The 20,279-nt window shown below is 73.6% G+C and carries 15 protein-coding genes; 10 read left to right on the top strand and 5 right to left on the bottom strand.

Going from position 1 to position 20,279, the window contains the following annotated elements; translation table 11 throughout:
- Positions 1–261: 261 nt before the first annotated feature.
- Complete coding sequence (locus tag ACOJVX_RS18020; protein ID WP_422646942.1) at positions 262–1,497, top strand: winged helix-turn-helix domain-containing protein; 1,236 nt, start codon at positions 262–264, stop codon at positions 1,495–1,497.
- A gap of 42 nt (positions 1,498–1,539) precedes the next feature.
- On the opposite strand, the gene ACOJVX_RS18015 is transcribed toward ACOJVX_RS18020, so the two are convergent.
- Positions 1,540–2,454 carry a DUF4097 family beta strand repeat-containing protein gene (locus tag ACOJVX_RS18015; protein WP_051314220.1) on the bottom strand — a complete coding sequence of 305 codons (915 nt, stop codon included), beginning with the start codon at positions 2,452–2,454 and terminating at the stop codon, positions 1,540–1,542.
- 98 nt (positions 2,455–2,552) lie between these two features.
- Positions 2,553–3,134: a toxin-antitoxin system HicB family antitoxin gene (locus ACOJVX_RS18010; protein WP_026419981.1), complete on the bottom strand. Its 582-nt coding sequence runs from the start codon at positions 3,132–3,134 to the stop codon at positions 2,553–2,555.
- 243 nt (positions 3,135–3,377) lie between these two features.
- Between ACOJVX_RS18010 and thyX the strand changes: the two genes are divergently transcribed.
- From thyX to ACOJVX_RS17975, 7 genes are all read left to right on the top strand, one after another.
- On the top strand, positions 3,378–4,130 hold the full coding sequence (gene thyX, locus ACOJVX_RS18005; RefSeq protein ID WP_026419982.1) for an FAD-dependent thymidylate synthase: 753 nt from the start codon (positions 3,378–3,380) through the stop codon (positions 4,128–4,130).
- 140 nt (positions 4,131–4,270) lie between these two features.
- The gene (locus ACOJVX_RS18000) at positions 4,271–4,570 is read left to right on the top strand and encodes a hypothetical protein (protein WP_051314221.1); all 300 of its coding nucleotides are present in this window, start codon (positions 4,271–4,273) and stop codon (positions 4,568–4,570) included.
- 101 nt (positions 4,571–4,671) lie between these two features.
- Entirely contained in the window at positions 4,672–5,616 is a 945-nt protein-coding gene (gene dapA / locus ACOJVX_RS17995) for a 4-hydroxy-tetrahydrodipicolinate synthase (RefSeq protein ID WP_051314255.1), read from the top strand.
- 101 nt (positions 5,617–5,717) lie between these two features.
- The gene (locus ACOJVX_RS17990; RefSeq protein WP_103057119.1) at positions 5,718–7,352 is read left to right on the top strand and encodes a ribonuclease J; all 1,635 of its coding nucleotides are present in this window, start codon (positions 5,718–5,720) and stop codon (positions 7,350–7,352) included.
- Positions 7,353–7,530: 178 nt separating this feature from the next.
- Complete coding sequence (locus tag ACOJVX_RS17985) at positions 7,531–10,368, top strand: FAD-binding and (Fe-S)-binding domain-containing protein (protein WP_211237581.1); 2,838 nt, start codon at positions 7,531–7,533, stop codon at positions 10,366–10,368.
- Positions 10,369–10,859: 491 nt separating this feature from the next.
- A complete protein-coding gene (locus tag ACOJVX_RS17980) occupies positions 10,860–11,192 on the top strand; it encodes a transposase (protein ID WP_030106222.1) in 333 nt (110 codons plus the stop codon).
- Positions 11,193–11,227: 35 nt separating this feature from the next.
- Positions 11,228–12,079, top strand: a complete 852-nt coding sequence (locus ACOJVX_RS17975) for an IS3 family transposase (RefSeq protein WP_081715524.1) — start codon at positions 11,228–11,230, stop codon at positions 12,077–12,079.
- A 292-nt stretch (positions 12,080–12,371) separates the two neighbouring features.
- Here the strand turns inward: ACOJVX_RS17975 and ACOJVX_RS17970 are convergent, their stop codons facing one another.
- Positions 12,372–13,139: a lysophospholipid acyltransferase family protein gene (locus ACOJVX_RS17970; RefSeq protein ID WP_422646941.1), complete on the bottom strand. Its 768-nt coding sequence runs from the start codon at positions 13,137–13,139 to the stop codon at positions 12,372–12,374.
- A gap of 264 nt (positions 13,140–13,403) precedes the next feature.
- Between ACOJVX_RS17970 and ACOJVX_RS17965 the strand changes: the two genes are divergently transcribed.
- Both ACOJVX_RS17965 and ACOJVX_RS17960 read left to right on the top strand, forming a co-directional pair.
- On the top strand, positions 13,404–15,893 hold the full coding sequence (locus ACOJVX_RS17965) for a DNA translocase FtsK 4TM domain-containing protein (RefSeq protein ID WP_422646940.1): 2,490 nt from the start codon (positions 13,404–13,406) through the stop codon (positions 15,891–15,893).
- 283 nt (positions 15,894–16,176) lie between these two features.
- Positions 16,177–17,823, top strand: coding sequence for a phosphoenolpyruvate--protein phosphotransferase (locus tag ACOJVX_RS17960; RefSeq protein WP_030225441.1), 1,647 nt, complete (start codon positions 16,177–16,179; stop codon positions 17,821–17,823).
- Between the two features lie 159 nt (positions 17,824–17,982).
- On the opposite strand, the gene ACOJVX_RS17955 is transcribed toward ACOJVX_RS17960, so the two are convergent.
- Positions 17,983–19,089, bottom strand: coding sequence for an NAD(P)-binding domain-containing protein (locus tag ACOJVX_RS17955; protein WP_418155323.1), 1,107 nt, complete (start codon positions 19,087–19,089; stop codon positions 17,983–17,985).
- A gap of 397 nt (positions 19,090–19,486) precedes the next feature.
- The gene (locus ACOJVX_RS17950; protein WP_245588905.1) at positions 19,487–20,176 is read right to left on the bottom strand and encodes a hypothetical protein; all 690 of its coding nucleotides are present in this window, start codon (positions 20,174–20,176) and stop codon (positions 19,487–19,489) included.
- Positions 20,177–20,279: the final 103 nt, after the last annotated feature.

Genomic DNA, 20,279 nt, shown 5'->3' with positions numbered 1-20,279 from the left:
GAGTGGCCCCCGGGCGGGGCCGTCGCGGCGCCACCCCGACGGGTCGGGGTTCTCGGCAGGGCGCGGCACGGGGGTGAGGTCCCCGAGCGCGGAAAGGGCGGGGTGGTGCGACGCCGGCGCGCGGGCCGGGCCGAGGAGTTCCACGGGGCTGGGACCCGGCGGACCCTGTCGCCCGTCCCCGGGCCAGAGGGCGTGGGAGAAGGCGCCAGCCGGTGGGCCGCCTCCGTGGTTGTCGGTCCCCCGTGACAGCATCCCCGGACTGTGCAGACGATGAGTGGTTCGGCCGCGACCAGGCTCGCGCTCGGGGCGCAGGGGTTCACCGACGCCCGACCCACCGGCAGACCCACGAGGCACCACCTCAAGCGGGTGCTGAAGCGGGTCAGGCTGCTCCAGCTCGACTCGGTCAACGTCGCCGTACGAGCCCACTACATGCCGGTCCTGAGTCGGTTGGGTCCCTACGACCGGGCGCTGCTCGACGACGCCGCCTGGACCGACAGCCCCGCCCGGCCCCGGCTGCTCGTCGAGGACTGGGCGCACGAGGCCAGCCTCGTGCCCGTCGCGGACTGGCCACTCCTGGGCTGGCGGCGGGAGGCCTACCGCCAGCGGTACGAGCACCACCGGGCGGCGCTGGAGGAACGCTCCCCGGGACTCGCCGACGAGGTGCTCGACGCGGTCAAACGCCTGGGACCGATCAGCGCGGGCGCGCTGGAACGGGAGCTGACGGGCGCCGGTTCGGGGTCGCGCGGCGGGTGGTGGAACCGGAGTGACACCAAGAACATGTGCGAGTACCTGTTCGGGGTGGGCGCGTTGACCACCGGCACCCGGCGGTCCTTCGAACGGCGCTACGACCTCCCCGAACGGGTGCTCCCCCCGACCGCGTTCGCCCGGACCCCGCCGGACCGGGACGAGGCCGCGCGGGAACTGGTGCTGCGGTCGGCCGGGGCCCTCGGCGTCGCCACGGAACCAGACCTGCGTGACTACTACCGCCTGCCGACCTCGGCGTCGAAGGCGGCCGTCGCGGAGTTGGTGGACGCCGGATCGCTGGAGGCCGTCGAGGTGCGCGGCTGGGACCGGGCCGCCTACCGGTTGCCGGGCGCCAGCGTTCCCCGTCGCGTGGAGGGCCGCGCGCTGCTGTGCCCGTTCGACCCGCTGATCTGGCGACGGGAGCGGGCGGAGCGGCTGTTCGGCTTCCATTACCGCATCGAGATCTACGTGCCCGAGAGCAGGCGGGTGCACGGGTACTACGTCTTCCCGTTCCTGCTCGACGGTGAACTCGTCGCCCGCGTCGACCTCAAGGCGGACCGGGCCGCCGGGGTGCTGCGGGTTCCCGGGGCGTTCCTGGAGGAAGGCCGACCGGTGGCCAGGACCGCCGCGGAGCTCGCGGGAGCCCTGCGGGAGATGGCGGAGTGGTTGGAGCTCGACGGTGTCGTGGTGGGAGGGCGAGGGGACCTCGCGGATCCCCTCGCCCGGGCCGTAGCGGGTTCGGGCGGGGGCTGACCCCGCCCGCGGCCCGTGCGGGGCCCGCCGGTTCACCGGCGGTCAGGAGTCCCCGGTGCTGGCCACGAGCACCCGACCCATGCCGGACCTGGCCCGTACGCGCAGACCGACCTCGCCGTCCGAGGGTGGGCGGTCGGACACGGCGAGCGCGCTGCGGAAGCCGCCCAGGGGGGCGTGCACGTCGAGTTCGGTGTGCACACCCCTGGCGATGCCGATCCGGAGCTGGCCGGTGCCCGTGGTCAGCCGCAGGTTGCCCTCGACGGCCTCGGTGACGGTGATATCGCCGGCGCCGGAGCGGACCGTGACGTCGCCGCGCACGGTGCCCAACCGCACCCTGCCCAGGCCGGTGCGGATGGCGGTCCGCCCGCTCACCTCGGTGAGTTCCACCTCGCCGGCCCCGCTGTGCACCGTCGTCTCGCCCCGCACGCGGGTCAGCCGGACCCGCCCAGCGCCGCTGCCGACGTCCACCCGGCCGTCCGAGGCGTCGGCGCGCACCTCGCCGGTGCCCGCCCGCAGGTCCAGCCCGGCGGCCTCCCCGGTCACGGTGACGTCCCCGGTCTCGGTGCGCACGGTCACCCTGGAGCTGCTGGGTACCCGCACCAGCAGGGACATCGGAACTGACCGCAGCGGCAGGCTCTGGGGTGAACGGACCAGGAGCCGGTTGTCACCGTGGTCGATCCGGGTGCGCTCGATCGCCTTGGCGGCGAGGTCGACCGAGTCGCCCTCGGCCCGCTCGGTGGCCCAGCCGACGATGTCGAGGAGGCCGCCGGCCCACCCGGCCCCCCGGTCGGGAGCGTGTCGGAGCTCGGCGCTACCGCCGCTGGCACCGCCGAGTTCGACGGTGACGTCGCAGTCGGCGACGCCGATGTCCAGGTCCACGGGCCCGTCGGCCTCGAACTCCACCCGTCGGTACCGGGCCTGCCTGGCCTGCCCGTCGTGGTCGCTGTCGGTCGTCATCGTCGTCCTCACGGTCGTCGTCGCCTTGGAGGCGGGGAGGGGGTGGGTGAGGGGCGCGCGCGGCGCCCTCGGTGCGGGCGGCAGGGGGGAGGAAGGGCTCAGCCTCGAACCCAGCCGTGCACCCCGCCGTCGCCGTCCCGGTCCCGCCCGGTCCCACGCCGGTCCTCCTGCCCGCCGGGCCGCTCACCCCGGGGAGGTGGACCTCCCCGGTGCGCCTGACCGCTCCAGGGGCCGTGCAGGGCACCCTGCACCGCCTGGGCGACCCACGAGTTCAGCGAGACGCCCTGCGTCGCGGCGGCCTGCTCGGCCTTGGACTTGATCTCGTCGAACAGTCGCAGGGTGATCCGGCTGATGTCACCCTCGGCGGGGGGCGGGGGCGGGGGCGGCGGGGGTGGGGGAGCGGACTCCGGGTGCTCGGCCGACTCGGTGGCGGGACCACCGACCGGGGTGACGACGACGTTGACGTCCCGCCCGCTGATCCGCACGTCGACGACGTGGTCGTCCAGGTTCGACGTGACCTCGGCGGCGAGGTCGGAGAGCGCGTTCATCAGCGCCAGTCGGACCGCGGGTTCCACCGCTCCGGCCAGCAGCGTGGCCGCCCGCCTGGTCTCCTCGTCCCCGGCGGAGGCCGCCGAGGCGAGGTCCTTCCTCAGTTGAGCGACGTACGGTGAGAGATCCATGACACCACTATGACATCACCGATGGCGTCATTCAAGGGGAAATTGACGCACAGGTGGTGTCATCAGGGGAGGGTGGGTGGTGTCGTCGCCGTGTCGGACCCTCGCCGGACCCCCGCCCGATCGGGCTCCTCCTCCCACCTCGAAGGCCCCGAGAGCAGGGCGGTTAGGCTGCCGGGCGGGCTGCAAGCCGCCGCCCGGATCGGGAAGCGGTCCGGAGCCGATCGTTGAGGGAGTCGTTGGGCCGTGACCGAGCTGGTGTCGCCGAAGGTGCAGTTGATCGCCAAGACGGAGTTCACTCCGCCGGCCGACGTGCCCTGGGAGACGGACGCCGAGGGCGGTGAGGCGCTCGCCGAGTTCGCCGGCCGCGCCTGCTACCAGTCCTGGCGCAAGCCCAACCCGGCCACCGCCACCAACGCCGGCTACCTCCGCCACATCCTCGAGGTGGGCCACCTGTCGGTCCTCGAGCACGGCACCGTCAGCTTCTACTTCACCGGCGTCTCCCGCTCGCTGACCCACGAGCTCATCCGGCACCGCCACTTCTCCTACTCGCAGCTCTCCCAGCGGTACGTGCCCGAGCGCAAGGCCGCGATGGTCGAACCCGACGTCATCGCCGAGGACCCCGAGCTCCACGCGAGGTTCCAGGCCGCCGCCGAGGCCAGCGTCGCCGCCTACAACGAGCTGCTCGCCGGGCTGGAGGAGAAGTTCGCCGACCTGCCCAACGCCACCCTGCGCCGCAAGCAGGCCAGGCAGGCCGCCAGGGCGATCCTGCCCAACGCCACCGAAACCCGCATCGTGGTGACCGGCAACTACCGCGCCTGGCGGCACTTCATCGCCATGCGGGCCACCGAGAGCGCCGACGTCGAGATCCGCGCGCTCGCGGTCGAGTGCCTCCGCCAGCTCCACAAGGCGGTGCCCAACGTGTTCGGCGACTTCGAGATCTCGGCGCTGCCCGACGGCACCGAGATCGCCTCCAGCCCCTACGTCACCGAGGGCTGACCCGAGGCGACCTCGGGCACCGGGAACGGCCTCCCGGCCCACCGACCGCTCCGGCTCACCACCGACCCACGCGACCACCTGATCCCGCGCTACCCACCCGACACCCCCGGCCGCCCTGGCCGGTCCGGGCCTGGTGTCGGTTGACCAGGACCGAGGCGGAGCTGTCGGTGGTGCGCCCCGCGGCGGGCGCCCCCACCGCACCCGCCGTCGAACCGGGCTGGCGGCTGCTCGCCGTCGACGGCCCCCGGACCTTTCCCTCCCCGGCGTGCTCGCCGGCCTGGCCACCACCCTCGCCGAGGCCGGCGTCAGCCCTGTTCGCCGTGTCGACCTTCGACACCGACTACCCGCTGGTGACGTCCGACCGCCTCCCGGGCGCCCGCCGGGCCCTCGCCGCCGCCGGCTACCTCGTGGAGGGTGAACCCGCTGGCCAGCGCCCGTGAACCCGCCACGAGGGCGGGCACGCGCGGTGCCGGGTTCCACACGGCGAGCTGTCGCCTGCCGCTGCCGCCCGACCCGGGGGTGAGGCGGTAGCGTCATGGGCATGACCGGATGTCCCACCGCCTCGCCCGGCAGGCCCTTCGGCCGGGTGCTCACCGCAATGGTGACGCCGTTCGACGCCGACGGCGCCCTCGACCTCGACCTGGCCCAGGAACTGGCCGTACACCTGATCGACAACCAGGGCAACGACGGTCTCGTCGTCAACGGCACCACGGGGGAGAGCCCCACCACCACCGACAAGGAGAAGGCCGAGCTCATCCGCGCCGTCGTCGCCGCCGTCGGCGACCGGGCCACCATCGTGGCCGGCGCCGGCACCAACGACACCGCGCACTCGACGCAGCTCGCCAGGGACGCCGAGAAGTCCGGTGCGCACGGCCTGCTGGTGGTCACCCCCTACTACTCCCGACCGCCCCAGGACGGGCTGGTCAGCCACTTCACCGCCGTCGCCGACGCGACCGAGCTGCCGGTGATGCTCTACGACATCCCGCCCCGCTCCGTCGTGCCCATCGAGGTCGACACGCTGCGCACCCTCGCCGAACACCCGAGGATCCTCGCGGTCAAGGACTCCAAGCACAACATGTGGGCCGGCAGCGAGGTGATGGCCACCACCGACCTCGCCTACTACTCCGGAGAGGACCCCCTCAACCTGCCGTGGCTCGCCGTGGGCGCCGTCGGGTACGTCAGCGTGATCGGCCACGTCGTCGCCGACCGGCTCCGCGTCATGCTCGACGCCTTCGAGGGCGGCGACCTGGCCAAGGCGCGCGAGGTCCACCACGGCCTCCTCCCCGTGTACCGGTCGATGAACCAGCTGGGCGGAGTGATCTTCAGCAAGACGGCGCTGCGGCTCTGCGGCTACGAGACGGGCCAACCCCGACTCCCGCTGCCACCCGCCTCCGAGGAGGACGTGCGGCTCATCACCGCCGACCTGTGGGAGGCCGGCCTCGTCCTGGTCAACCCCGACACCGTCGCGGGGGTGGCAAGCCAGTGACCGAAACCTCCCTGCCACCGCTGACCGCACCCGACCAGGCGTTGCCACCGCACCGGGGACCCGGCCCCACCAGCCCGCCACCACCACTGGCCGAGGGCGGGATGCGGGTGGTCGCCCTGGGCGGCATCGGCGAGGTCGGACGGAACATGACCGTCTTCGAGTACGACGGCCGGCTGCTGGTGGTGGACTGCGGTGTCCTCTTCCCCGAGGACGACGCCCCAGGCGTGGACCTGATCCTCCCGGACTTCCGCGCCATCGAGGACCGCATCGACGACATCGAGGCGCTGGTCCTCACCCACGGGCACGAGGACCACATCGGCGCCGTCCCCTTCCTGCTGCGACTGCGCCCGGACCTGCCCGTCGTCGGTTCCCGGTTCACGCTGGCCCTGCTCGCCGCCAAGTGCAAGGAACACCGGCAGACCCCCCACATGCGGGAGGTGCGGGAAGGGGAACGCACCAGGCACGGTGCCTTCGACTGCGAGTTCTTCGCCGTCAACCACTCCATCCCGGACGCGCTGGCCGTCGCGCTGCGCACACCCGCCGGGACCGTGCTGCACACCGGGGACATCAAACTCGACCAGGTACCGCTGGACGGACGACTCACCGACCTGGGCGGGTTCTCGCGGCTCGGCGACGAGGGCGTCGACCTGTTCCTCGTCGACTCCACCAACGCCGAGGTGCCCGGCTTCGTCCCCCTCGAACGGGACATCGGCCCGGTGCTGGACGGCGTCATCGGCAAGGCCACCCAACGGGTCATCGTCGCCTGCTTCGCCAGCCACGTGCACCGCGTCCAACAGGTCCTCGACGTCGCCGTCGCGCACGGCCGGCGCATCGCCCTGGTCGGCCGCTCGATGGTCCGCAACATGGGCGTCGCAGCCGACCTCGGTCTGCTCCAGGTGCCGGACGGCCTCCTGGTCGACCTCGACGCCGCCATGCGGCTCCCCGAGGACCAGGTGCTCTTCGTCTCCACCGGCTCCCAGGGCGAACCGCTCTCGGCGCTCTCCAGGATGGCCAGGGGAGAACACCGCCAGATCAGCATCAAACCAGGGGACACCGTCGTCCTGGCCAGCTCCCTGATCCCCGGTAACGAGACCGCCGTGTTCGGCGTCGTCAACGGCCTCACCCGCCTCGGCGCCAACGTCGTCCACCAGGCCAACGCGAAGGTCCACGTCTCCGGGCACGCCTCGGCCGGCGAGCTGCTCTACCTCTACAACGCGGTGCGCCCCACGAACGTCATGCCCGTGCACGGCGAGTGGCGGCACCTGCGGGCCAACGCCGAACTCGCCGAACTCACCGGGGTACCCGCCGACAGGGTCGTCCTCGCGGAGAACGGCGTCGTCGTCGACCTCGTGGACGGCCTGGCGGGCCGCACCGGGCGCGTCGAGGTCGGCCAGGTCTACGTCGACGGCCTCTCCGTCGGCGACGTCGGCGAGTCCACCCTGTCCGACCGGCTCATCCTCGGCGAGGGCGGCTTCATCGCCATCACCGTCGCCGTGGAGGCCGCCACCGGGCGCGCCGTCGCCCCGCCCACCGTCTCCGGGCGGGGGTTCTCCGACGACCCGAAGGCGCTCGACGAGGTCGTCTCCCTCGTGGAGAACGAGCTCTCCCGCACCGAGGCGGAGGGCATCAACGACACCCACCGCATCGCCCAGGCGGTGCGGCGCGTGGTGGGGCGCTGGGTCGCCGCCACCTACCGGCGTCGGCCGATGATCGTCCCGACCGTCCTCCCGGTCTGAGCGAGGAGCCGGGCCGGGCGACGTCCGGCCCGGCTCCCCGCCACCACGACCCGCCCCGCCCCGCCCCTCCCGCCCCGCCCCTCCCGTCCCGTCCCGGCCGCGACGCACTCAGCCCGGTGCTTGCCTTCGCCGCCGGACTGTGATCACCATCGCGGGACGACACGCACACGGTGAGGCGGTGGTGACGGTGGGGCTGGCCGAGGAACTCCGGGCCCGGATCGCGGGCGAGGTCCTCGCGGACTCCGCCACGAGAGCGGTCTACAGCAGCGACGCCTCCAACTACCGGCACGTGCCCAGAGCCGTCGTCCTGCCCCGCGACGCCGAGGACGTGGCCGCCACCCTCGCCGTCTGCGCCGAGCAGGGCGTCCCCATCACCCACCGGGGCGGTGGGACCTCCATCGGCGGGCAGGCCTGCGGTCCCGGCGTCGTCCTGGACCACTCCCGCCACCTCAACCGGCTGCTCGAGTTCGACCCGGACCGGGGGACCGCCAGGGTCGAACCCGGACTGGTCCTCGACGACCTCCGCGACGCCACCCTGCCCCACGGCCTCACCTTCGGACCCAACCCGTCCTCGCACAGCCGTTGCACCATCGGCGGGATGATCGGCAACAACGCCTGCGGCTCCTCCGCCGTCGCCTGGGGGACCACGGCGGACAACGTCGTCGACCTCGACGTGCTGCTCGCCGACGGAACCCGGTTGACCGTGTCCGACCTCGACTCGGCCGGCCCCCTCACCCGACCCCTGCGCGCCCTCGTCGACCGGCGGCGCGCCGCCCTCCGCACCGGGTTGCCCACCCTGCCGCGCCGCGTGTCCGGGTACGCCCTCGACGCCCTGCTGCCCGAGAACGGGGAGGACCTGGCCCGCGCGCTCGTGGGCAGCGAGGGCACCTGCGTCACCCTGCTCGGCGCCACCGTCAGGCTGATCCGCCCGCCCGCCGTGCGCGTGCTGGCCGTGCTGGGGTTCCCCGACGCCTTCGCCGCCGCCGACGCCGTGCCGGCCATCCTCCCCCACGGCCCGCTCACCGTGGAGAGCGTCGACCGCGCCCTGGTGGAGGCGCACCGCGCCGTCCACGGCCCCTCCGCCGCCACCGAATCCCTCCCCGACGGCAACGCCTGGCTGTACTGCGAGACCGGCGGCGACACCCGGGCGGAGGCCGTGCTCCGCGCGGAGGGGCTGGCCCGCGACCTCGACGTTCCCGCCGTCGTCCTCGCCGAGTCCGCCCACCAGCGGGCGTTGTGGCGCATCCGGGAGGAAGGCTCGGGCATCGCGACGAGGATGAGCGACGGCACCGAGGGCTACCCGGGCTGGGAGGACGCCGCCGTTCCCCCGGAACGGCTCGGCGACTACCTGCGGGACTTCGAGGCGTTGCTCGGGCAGCACGGGCGACGCGGCATCTACTACGGGCACTTCGGCGAGGGGTGCATCCACGTCCGCCTCGACTTCGACCTGATCAGCTCGACCGGGGTGCGCGGCTTCCGCGAGTTCATGCTGGACGCCGCCGACCTCGTCGCCGGGTACGGCGGATCGCTCTCCGGCGAGCACGGCGACGGCCAGGCACGCGGCGAACTACTGACCCGCATGTACCCGGCGGAGGTCATCGACGCGTTCGGCGAGTTCAAGGCCGTCTTCGACCCGGACCGGCTGCTCAACCCCGGCCAGATCGTCGACCCGCTGCCCCTCGACGCGAACCTCCGCTGGCCCAGCGAGGACACCGTCACCGTCCCGGTGGACACCATGTTCAGCTACCCCCACGACGGTGGTTCCTTCGTCGCCGCCGCCCGCCGCTGCGTCGGAGTGGGGAAGTGCCGCAACACCGGGGGCGGCGTGATGTGCCCCAGCTACCGGGCCACCCGCGACGAACGCCACTCCACCCGGGGCCGGGCCAGGGCGCTCGTGGAGATGCTGCACGGCGAGGTCATCCGGGACGGGTGGCGCGCGGAGGAGGTCCACGAGGTCCTGGACCTGTGCCTGTCCTGCCGGGCCTGCCGCTCCGAGTGCCCGGTCGAGGTCGACATGGCCACCTACAAGGCCGAGTTCCTCCACCAGCACTACCGCAACCGGATCAGGCCCGCCGCCCACTACTCGATGGGGTGGCTGCCAGCGCTGGCGGTGCTGGCCCAGCCGTTCGCCCGCCCACTCAACGCGGCGCTGTCGGCCCGCCCGGTCGCCTCGGCCGTCCGCCGACTCGGCGGAGTGGACCCCCACCGGGACCTCCCGGTGTTCGCCCCCGAAACCCTCACCCGCTGGTTCCGGCGCCGCGCCCCGCGCCCACCCGCCGCGGGCGGACGCCGGGTGCTGTTGTGGCCGGACACCTTCACGAACACCTTCAGCCCGGGGGTCGGCCGGGCCGCCGTCGAGGTCCTGGAGGCCGCCGGCTACACCGTCGAGCTGCCCAGGGAACGGGTGTGCTGCGGGCTGACCTGGGTGAGCACCGGGCAACTCGGCATCGCCCGGCGGGTGATGCGCCGCACCGCCCGCGTCCTGGCCCCCTACGTCCAGGCAGGTGTCCCCGTGGTGGGCCTGGAACCCAGCTGCACCGCCGCCCTCCGCACCGACCTGGGCGAACTCCTGCCCGGGGCCGGCTGGCTCGGTGAAGGAGTCCGCACCTTCGCCGAACTCCTCGTCGCCGACGACCTCGACTGGCTGCCCCGAGGAGCGGAGCGGGCAGCGGTCGCCCAGACCCACTGCCACCAGTCGGCCGTGCTCAGCACCGACCCGGACCGCACGCTGCTCGACCACGTGGGGGTGCGGGCCGACTTCGTCGACGGGTGCTGCGGACTGGCCGGGAACTTCGGCTTCGAGAAGGGACACCACGAGGTGTCGATGGCCTGCGCCGAGGACTCGCTGTTCCCGGCCGTGCGGGCAGCCGAGTCGGACACCCTGGTGCTCGCCGACGGGTTCAGTTGCCGGACGCAGCTCGCCCAGGGCCTGGGGCGGGACTCCTCGCACCTCGCCGAGGTGCTGCGGGACGCGCTGCGGGCGGCGGCAACGCGGGGCGGAACGCCGGCGAGCTGACGGGTCGCGGAGGGCTGGGGAGGCCAGCGGGCGCGAGGAGAGCGGGCTCCGTCCGGACCAGCCCGGGACGAACGCGTGTCGTCGCCCGCCGTTCCCGGCCCGGGAGCAGGACTGCACGCGGCCTCCTCTCCTGGCGGAGCACGGTGCTCGGGGCGGCCAGGGCCGTCGGGGCGCGGCGTGCGACGTGGAGCCTGGGCGTCAACGCGCGGAACCGGTGGCCCTACCAGCTCGCCGAGTGCGGATACCCTGACCGGACGAGGACGCGGCGGCGTGAGGTGCTCGGAAAAGTGAACGAGAACCGAGCGTGCCGCCCCTAACGCCGCAGGTCGGAAAGTGTCGTCCCCGCGCACGCGGGGCTGTTCCTCGACAACCGGGGGACACTGTTCCTCCCGGGCCGTGTCGTCCCCGCGCACGCGGGGCTGTTCCCAACATCCCGAAGTGGACCGTACTGGGTTTGTTGGAGGCCCTGCACCCCAGGAAGGATGAGGAGCATGGGTTCCGCGAAGAAATACCCCCAGGAGTTGCGGCGACGCGCGGTGGAGATGGTCCGTGAACTGGAGGGGCAGTGGGGACCCGGACGTGGAGCCATCGCCCGGGTAGCCGACCAACTCGGAGTGCACCCCGAGGCCTTGCGGTACTGGGTCCGCAGCGGTGAACCCAGCACCCACACCGGCTCGGCGGACTCCACGAATACCGGGGAGTCGGACCGGGACCGGATCGCACGGCTGGAACGGGAAAACGCCGAACTCCGCCGATCCAACGAAATCCTCAAGGCTGCCTCGGCTTTTTTCGCCCGGGAGATGGACCCCCGCCCACCGAGCTGACCGAGTTCGTCGACCACCACCGGGACCGGTTCCCCGTGGAAGTATCCTGCCGCACAGTAGGGCTGAGCGTGTCCACCTACTACGCGATTCGCAACCGACGGACGAACCCCTCCGCCCGGCACCGCCGCGACCGGGAACTCGTTGCGGTGATCCGCCGGATTTGGGAGGACTCGCACCGGCTCTACGGGGCACGCAAGGTCTGGGCGGCACTGCACCGCCAAGGCGTGACCGTGGGCCGCTGCACCGTGGAACGGCTGATGCGGTCCGAGGCCATGACCGGGCTGGTCACCCGGTCCCGCCGGCCGCGGTCGATGCTGCCCGGGCAGGTCGAGGGCCAGCCCGGTGACCTGGTCGAGCGGGTGTTCCGGGCACCGAGGCCGAACCGGTTGTGGGTCACGGATCTGACCTACGTTCGGCTCGGGGAGAGTCGGTTCGTGTATTCGGCGTTGGTCGTGGACGCGTTCTCGCGGGCGATTGTGGGGTGGCAGGTGTCGGATACCGCTGATACGTCGCTGGCGTTGGATGCGTTGGATATGGCGCTGTGGGCGCGGAGGAGTCGTCTGTCTCCTGGTTTGGTGGCTCATTCCGACCGGGGGGTGCAGTACACGGCGTTGCGTTACAGTCAGCGGTTGAGCCGGTCGGGGATCGCGCGGTCGGTTGGGCGTCGGGGTGATTCCTACGATAATGCGCTGGCGGAGTCGGTCAACGCGTTGTACAAGAAGGAGCTGATTTACCGGAAAGGCCCGTGGAAGGGGGTTGCGGACGTCCGCGCTGCTACTGCGGAGTGGATTCACTGGTACAATCACCACAGGCTGCATAGTTGGTGTGGGAATAGGCCACCGTTGGAGTACGAGGAACGACACTGGCGACAGGCCACAGCGGTCTGAACGTACACGAGCGTGGGAGGCACGGCCTCCAACACCACCGGGGCGGTCCAAAGTCGAAGGAGTCACCGAACACGTCGTCCCCGCGCACGCGGGGCTGTTCCCCATTGTCCCGTGACGGGCGCGACTGATCACGTGTCGTCCCCGCGCACGCGGGGCTGTTCCGGCCTCCTGCTTCAAGTTCGTGAAGTCGTTGGCGTCGTCCCCGCACGCTGGGGGTGGTGCGGTTGGGTCGGCGAGTTGACGGTGCGGCCGGCGGGGTGGGCCGCCGGCCGTGCGGCCACCGGTACTGTCCTCAGCCCGCCTTGGCCCGTTCTCGGTCGGCTTCCGGGGACCACGGGCTGCGGCCCGTCACCGGTCGGGTCCCGTCGTGGAACGCGGGGCGCAGCGGTTCCCGGTGGCGCAGCGGGCGCAGGCCCCTGCTGATCGCCCGCATGATGCGGTCCCGGGCCCGCACGGCGTCGCCGGGGCGGCCCGACTCCAGTCCGGACAGTTCGACCGGGTGACCGAAGTGCACCCGGAAGGTGGGACGCCGGCGCATGGCCTGGAACCACGACCGGAAGAGGATCCACAGGTCGGCCCGGCTCTCGATCCGCAGCGTGCCCCAGCACACCGCCTCGTGCGCGCCCCACTGGCTCACCGGTACCACGGGAGCCCTCGAGGCCAGGGCGATCCGGGCGACCCCCGTCTTGCCCCGCTCCGGCCACAGGCCCGGATCGAGGCTGATGCGCCCCTCCGGGTAGACCAGCACCGGCGCGCCCGAGCCCAGGGCGCTCACCGCCGTGCCGATGGCGTCCCCCGCCGTGTCCTTGCCCCGGTTGACCCGCACGTGGCCGCAGCGGCGCATCACCGGACCGAGCACGGGGGCGTCGAACAGCCCGCCCGTCGCCATGAAACGGGGCGCCACCCCGATGCGGCGGCAGGCCGCGACCAGCACCAGCACGTCGAAGTTCCCGATGTGGTTCGCCGCCAGCAACAGGGGCCGCCCCCGCAGCCTGGCCGGCACGTCCCCGGTCACGACCAGCCTGCCGGTCAGTCCGACGAGGAGGCTCGCCACTGGCATCAACGCCCGCCAGAGCGGCGGGACGTGCCAGCGCCCTCCGGAAGCGGGGACCGGCCGAGCCGGCGGGACGGGGTACCTGGTTCGCGGTGCCGAACCGGTCGGCCTGGGCGCGAGTGCAACCATGACGCAGCAGCATGGCAGCAGTGCCGGAGGTCACCCAACCGGGATACCCCTCGTGCCGGCCACGGCACGAGCTCGTCCCAGGCGGAGCCGGGTCCGTTGTGGTTCGTGTGACCAGCGGTACGGCGTACTACGGTATGGGGCATGGCTGGCCGGACCACGACGACAGGACGTAGCTCGAACCGGAAGGGCGGCTCGTCGAAGTCCGGCGGCACCCGGTCCGGCACCCGGTCCCGCTCCGCCGCCGCCCGGAAGAAGAGCCGTCCCAAGGGGGTCCGGGGCGGCTGGTCGGTGCTGGCACGCGGTGTCGGTGGCATGGCCAGGGCGGTCGGCCGCACCCGGGACCTTGACCCGGCGCACCGCAGGGACGGCGCGGCCATGGTGTTGATCGCGTTGGCGATCGTCACCGCCGCCGGTGTGTGGTGGCGGGCGGGCGGTCCGGTCGGCGAGTGGGTCGACGTCGCGCTGCGCAGCTTCGCGGGCCTGGCCGCGGCGGTGGTCCCGGTCGTGCTGTTCGGCACCGGCATCGCCATGTTCCGGCACCAGTCCCTTCCGGACGCGCGGATGCGCCACGTCCTCGGGTCGCTGCTCATGGGGCTCGCCGCTCTCGGCATCCTGCACCTGTCCACCGGAGCGCCCCAGGAACCGGCCGCCTGGCGGGAGTCGGCGGGCGTCATCGGTTTCGTGGCGGGCGGGCCGCTCGGGCAGGGCCTCACCGGTCCGGTCGCCATCGCCTTACTCGCCCTGATCGTCTGCTTCGGGCTGCTCGTCTTCACCGGGACGCCGGTCAGGCGGGTCCCGGAGCGGTGGCGTGAACTCGTCGGTGACGAGGAACCCGCGCCCAGCCGCGGCCCACGACCCCGCCGTACCCGGGCGGCCGAGGTCGGGACGCGCGAGGACGCCGAGCCCGAGGAGGACCGGCCCGCCCGCCGCCCCCGCCGCCGGGCGGCCGCGCGGGAGGACGCGGATCCGGTGGGCGACACCGGGGAGGCCGAGGAGGTCGCGGCCGCCGAGCCGGCCCGGCCAGCCGCAGCGGCGGCCGCCGCCCGTGCGGTCGCGCACCCGCCGGCCGCCGACCAGGAGACCGGCGCCGGCACCGCCGAGCGGGCGAAGGGAACGCCCTTCACCGTCCGGGCCGTGGAGGGCGACTACCGGTTGCCGCCGCCCGAACTGCTCCGCGCTGGCGACCCGCCGAAGGCCCGCAGCCGCGCCAACGACGCCATGATCGACGCCATCCAGGGCGTCCTGGAGCAGTTCAAGATCGACGCGCGGGTCACCGGGTTCACCCGGGGGCCGACGGTCACCCGGTACGAGGTGGAGCTGGGCCCTGGCGTGAAGGTCGAGAAGATCACCGCGCTCACCAAGAACATCGCCTACGCGGCCGCGACCGACAACGTCCGGCTGCTGGCCCCCATCCCGGGGAAGTCCGCCGTGGGCATCGAGGTGCCCAACAGCGACCGGGAGATGGTGCGCCTGGCGGACGTCCTGCACTCGCCGACCGCCCTGGGGGACGCGCATCCCCTGGTGATCGGCCTGGGCAAGGACATCGAGGGCCACATGTTGACCGCGAACCTCGCGAAGATGCCGCACCTGCTGTGCGCGGGTTCCACCGGATCGGGCAAGTCGAGCTTCGTCAACTCCATGCTGGTGTCGCTGCTGGCCCGGGCCACCCCGACCGAGGTCCGGATGATCCTGATCGACCCCAAGATGGTCGAGCTGACCCCGTACGAGGGGATCCCGCACCTCATCACCCCCATCATCACGCAGCCCAAGAAGGCGGCGGCGGCGCTGGCCTGGCTCGTGGAGGAGATGGAACAGCGCTACCAGGACATGCAGGCCAATCGGGTCCGGCACATCGACGACTTCAACCGCAAGGTCCGGGACGGCGAGATCACCACGCCGCCGGGCAGTGAACGGGAGTACCGGCCCTACCCGTACATCCTCGCGATCGTCGACGAACTCGCGGACCTGATGATGACGGCCCCCCGGGACGTCGAGGAGGCGATCGTCCGCATCACGCAGAAGGCGCGCGCGGCCGGTATCCACCTGGTGCTCGCCACCCAGCGGCCGAGCGTGGACGTCGTCACCGGGCTCATCAAGACCAACGTCCCCTCGCGGCTCGCCTTCGCGACGTCCTCGCTGACGGACTCCCGCGTGATCCTGGACCAGGCGGGGGCGGAGAAGCTCATCGGCATGGGCGACGGCCTGTACCTGCCGATGGGTGCCTCGCGGGCGACCCGGATGCAGGGCGCCTTCGTGTCCGACGAGGAGATCTCCCAGGTCGTCGCCTACACCAAGGACCAGGCCCAGCCCCAGTACACCGAGGGTGTCACCGCCGCCAAGCCGGGTGAGCAGCGGGAGATCGACCCTGACATCGGTGACGACCTCGAGGTGTTGCTCCAGGCCGCGGAACTGGTCGTGACCTCCCAGTTCGGGTCGACCTCGATGCTGCAGCGCAAGCTGCGCGTGGGTTTCGCCAAGGCGGGTCGGCTGATGGACCTGTTGGAGACACGGGGAGTGGTGGGCCCCTCCGAAGGGTCCAAGGCGAGGGACGTCCTGGTGAAACCGGAGGACCTCGGCGGTCTGATGGCCTCGATCAAGGGTGCCCCGCCGGCGGAGGAACCGGCGGGCTGACCGTCCGTCGTCTCGGGGGTCACCGCCGGCGGGCGGTACCGGTGGTGGCGGGGACGTCGGTCGGGGGCAGGGCGATGGGTGCCCGCGCGGCGTCCCGGCTCCCGTCCAGGTCGCCTGGCCGAGGGGACGCGACGCGTCGCTACCCGCTGGTTCCCCTGGGCCGTTCGGTGCCGGTCGCGCTGGGACGTTCGGGGTCACCGGTCGCGACGCTCGGCCCGGGGCACTGGTCCAGACCACTCGGATCGGGATAGCGTGCGGGCACACCACGGAAGGGAGTCCGCCGATGGCCGAGGTCGTGCTCAACGGAGTCGGGGTGAGCCCGGGACGGGCAGCCGGGCCGGTGGTGCGGATCACCGAACCGGTGCTCGATCCGCCAGCCGGCCCGCCGCCCGTTGATCCGACCGCCGAGGCCGCCCGCATCCGGCCGGCCGGCGCCGCCGTGGCCGGTCGCCTGCGTGCCCAGGCCGCGCGGGCGGAGGGCGAGTCCGCCGAGGTGTTGGAGACCACCGCCGTGATGGCGGAGGACCCCTCCCTGCTCGGGAAGGCGGAACAGCTCGTGGCCAGCGGTCCGCTGCCCGCGGCCAGGGCGGTGCACGAGGCCGCCGAGGAGTTCGTCACCGCGCTGCGCGCGGCCGGCGGCTACATGGCGGAACGGGCCCGGGACGTGATCGACGTCCGGGACAGGCTCGTCACCGAACTGCTCGGGCGGGCGGCGCCGGGCATCCCGGTGTTGGACCAGCCGAGCGTGCTGCTCGCCAGGGACCTCGCTCCCGCGGACACCGCCGGTCTCGACCCGTCGGTGGTGCTCGCCCTGGTCACCGAGGAGGGCGGTCCCACCAGCCACACGGCGATCCTCGCGCGTTCCCTGGGGATCCCGGCCGTGGTCGCCTGCCAGGGAGTGCTGGAGCTGGACCCCGCCGCCCTCGTCGTCGACGGGGGCCTTGGCACCGTGGTGGAGGCGGCCCCGGAGGTGACCGTCGTGACCGCCGACCGGCCGCCGGAGGCGCACTGGGACGGGGTCGGCCGCACCTCGGACGGCCACCAGGTGGCGTTGCTGGCCAACGTCGGGTCCGCACCGGACTCGGCGGAGGCGGTCCGGGCCGGCGCGGAGGGTGTCGGGCTCTTCCGCACCGAGTTCTGCTACCTCGGGGCCACCCGGGAGCCCTCGGCGCAGGACCAGCACGAGGCGTACCGGCGGGTCCTGGCCCCCTTCCGGGGCAAGCCGGTGGTCGTGCGCACCCTCGACGCCGGGGCCGACAAGCCGATCCCGTTCCTCGACCAGCACGGGGAGCCCAACCCGGCGCTCGGTGTGCGCGGGCTGCGGCTCGGACGGGTCCACGAGGACGTGCTGGACAGGCAGTTGGGCGCCATCGTCGCCGCGGCGACCGACAGCGGAGCGGTCGTCTCCGTGATGGCCCCGATGGTGGCCACGCCGGCCGAGGCCGCGTGGTTCGCGGCCCGGGCCAGGGCGGCGGGGGTGGAACGGGTGGGGGTGATGGTCGAGGTGCCCTCGGCCGTGCTCACCGCCGACGAGATCCTGGATGTCGTCGACTTCGTCAGCGTGGGGACCAACGACCTGGCCCAGTACACCCTGGCGGCGGACCGGCAGCTCGGCGCGGTCGCCCAGCTCACCGACCCCTGGCAGCCCGGCCTGCTCCGCCTGCTCCGCCTGCTCGGGCGGTCCGCCGGGGCGGCCGGGAAGCCGGTGGGTGTCTGCGGGGAGGCGGCGGCGGATCCCGACCTGGCGGCCGTCCTCGTCGGCCTGGGAGTCAGCAGCCTGTCGATGAACCACCCGGCGTTGGCGCCGGTGGGCGCCCGGTTGGCCGGGGTGGACCTGGCCCGCTGCCGGGCGGCGGCCGAGGCGGCGTTGGCGGCGGCGGAGCCCTCGGCCGCCAGGGCCGCCGCCCGGCTGGAACTCGCCCGGCGCTGACCAGTCGGGAGCGGTGGGTGGGCCTGGTGGTGGTCGTCCGCCGCACCCGGGCTGGGCCCGACCCGCCATCGGCCCGGCGGACCAGCTACCGGTGGTCGGGACGGTCGGACGGTCCAGGGCGCGGTGGTCGCGTGCCTCCGACTCCGACCCCGTCGTCCCTCATCCCGCTCGGGGCAGGTCGTCGCCCGCGCCGTCCGCCGCCGGAGCGGCGAGCAGCCGACGGATGTCGCGGACGGCGTCGCGACCCGCCCGGTTCGCTCCGACGGTGCTCGCGGAGGGGCCGTATCCGACCAGGTGGACCCGGGGGTCGGCCACCACCCGCGTCCCGTCCATGACGATCCCGCCGTGCCGGGTGCGCAGTCGCAGCGGGGCCAGGTGGTCCAGGGCGGGGCGGAAGCCCGTGCACCACAGGACGACGTCGACGTCCTCGTGGTGCCCGTCCGGCCACGCCACGCCGGTGGGGGTCAGCCGCTCGAACATGGGCCGTCGTGCCAGTCGCCCCGCCTCCCACGCCGCCAGGGCGTCCGGTGGGAGTACGAGCCCGGTGGCGCGCACGACGCTGCCGGGCGGTCGGCCCGCCCGCACCTCGCGGTCGACCGAGGCCACGGCCTCCCGCCCCCGGTCCTGGTCGAAGGGTCCCCGGCGGATGTCAGGCGGGTTCCTGGTCACCCACACCGTGCTGGCCACCTCGTCGATCTCCAGCAGGAGTTGGACGGCCGACGACCCGCCGCCGACGACCACGACCCGCTGGCCCGCGAACTCCTCGGGACCCCGGTAGTCGGCGGTGTGCAGCTGTCGGCCACCGAACAGTTCCTGCCCGGGGTACCTCGGCCAGAAGGGGCGGCGCCAGGTGCCCGTGGCGTTGATGAGGGCCCGCGCCGCGTACCCGCCGTCGTCGGAGTCGACCAGGAGCCGGCCGGCGGGTCCGGGGCGCACCGACCGCACCATGACCGGGCGTCGCACCGGGAGGTCGAACTCGCGCTCGTAGTCGGCGAAGTACCGGGGCACCGCCACGGCGGCGGCCTCGCTCTCGTCGACGGCGGGGACGGGCATGCCGGGCAGTTGGTGGATGCCGTGCACGGTCCGCATGGTCAGGGTCGGCCACCGCTCGCCCCACGCGCCACCGGGCCGGGTCGCCCCGTCGAGCACCACGAAACCCGAGCCGGGCGGGAGACCGGCCCTCGCCAGGGAGTGGGCGCTGGACAGCCCGGCCTGCCCCGCACCGATGACGACGACGTCGACCCGCGTGACCTGGGAGGTGCTCACGCCCACCTCAACACCCGAACGGCCGTGGAGCTTCCCGCGCTGGTGGAGCCGGGCCGGCCAACCGCCGTGAGGGGTGGTGGCCGCGTGCTCCCCACCGCTCGGAGCGCCGCACCGAGGGGACGCCGGGCGGAACCCCGTGCCGAGGCGGGGGCGGCCGGTCGGTCGTTCGGCGGGAGACCCGCCGGCTCCGGCCGACCCGAGGTGGCCCGCACCCCGGATCCCCCCACCGGCGCGGACGGTCCTCGTCCCGCCACCGGGAGCGCCCAAGCCCCAGGCGGGCCACGGCCGTTGTCGCCGGCCGACCCGAGCGTCCCCGCGGAGGGGGTGCGCCGCCGCTCGCCAGCGGTACCGCCGGCCCGCGGCGTGGGGAGTGGGCTGCCCGGGGAGGAGGTGGAAGTCAGTGCTCCCGGTGGGCCTTCCGCCACAGCATGCCGGCGGCGCCGTGACCGTGGTGTTCGGTGGCAGCCGATTCGTCGTGCCGAGCTCGACCACCGTGCCGACCGAGGTGGTGCCACCCCTCGTGCTTCCCGTGCCCGTGATGCCGCCGGGACTCGTGGTGCCCGTGGTGTTCGTGACCGCGCCCCTCACCGGCTCCGCGGTGCCGGCAACGCCCGTGGTGCGCCGCCGCACCGCCGGCGCGCAGCAGTGCCTTGCGCCTGCGGTGCCGCCGGAGGGCCGCGCGGTGCACGACCCCTTCCACCACCATGCCCACGCCAGCGCCCACCAGCCAGATGTCCTTGGCCAGCGGGAGCCCCTGTTCGGTGGGACGAACGCTGCCCTTGTGCCGCGTCCCGGGAGTCCGCAGGTACATGCCCACCAGGCCGGCCGAGAAGGCGGTCAGGCCGACCCCCGCCACCCCGGTCGGAACCAGGGGGATGAGCAGCGCGGCACCGAGGCCGATCTCGGCGGTCGAGAGGAGCCGCACGAACTGCTTCGGCTCCATCGACTTCAGGAACGGGTAGGCGCCGGCCGCCGCGCCGTGCAGACCGGCGGCAGCCTCGTCGTCCGCGTCCCGCTTGCTCAGACCCGAGTTGAGGATGAAGGTCCCCGCCGCGAGCCGGCTGGGCCAGTGCCCGAGGCTGGTCATCGGTCGTATCACACGCACCTCCGACGGCGTCGCCCGGCCGGTCCGGGCAGCCTCCCGACGCTAACCCCGCCCCACGGCGGCGGCCAGCCGACGACGGCTTCGG

This window comes from Actinoalloteichus caeruleus, from assembly GCF_049311605.1.
Classification (GTDB): Bacteria; Actinomycetota; Actinomycetes; order Mycobacteriales; family Pseudonocardiaceae; genus Actinoalloteichus_B; species Actinoalloteichus_B caeruleus.
The sequence above is the reverse complement of the archived record's forward strand: the minus strand, read 5'-3'. Positions and strand labels throughout refer to the sequence as shown.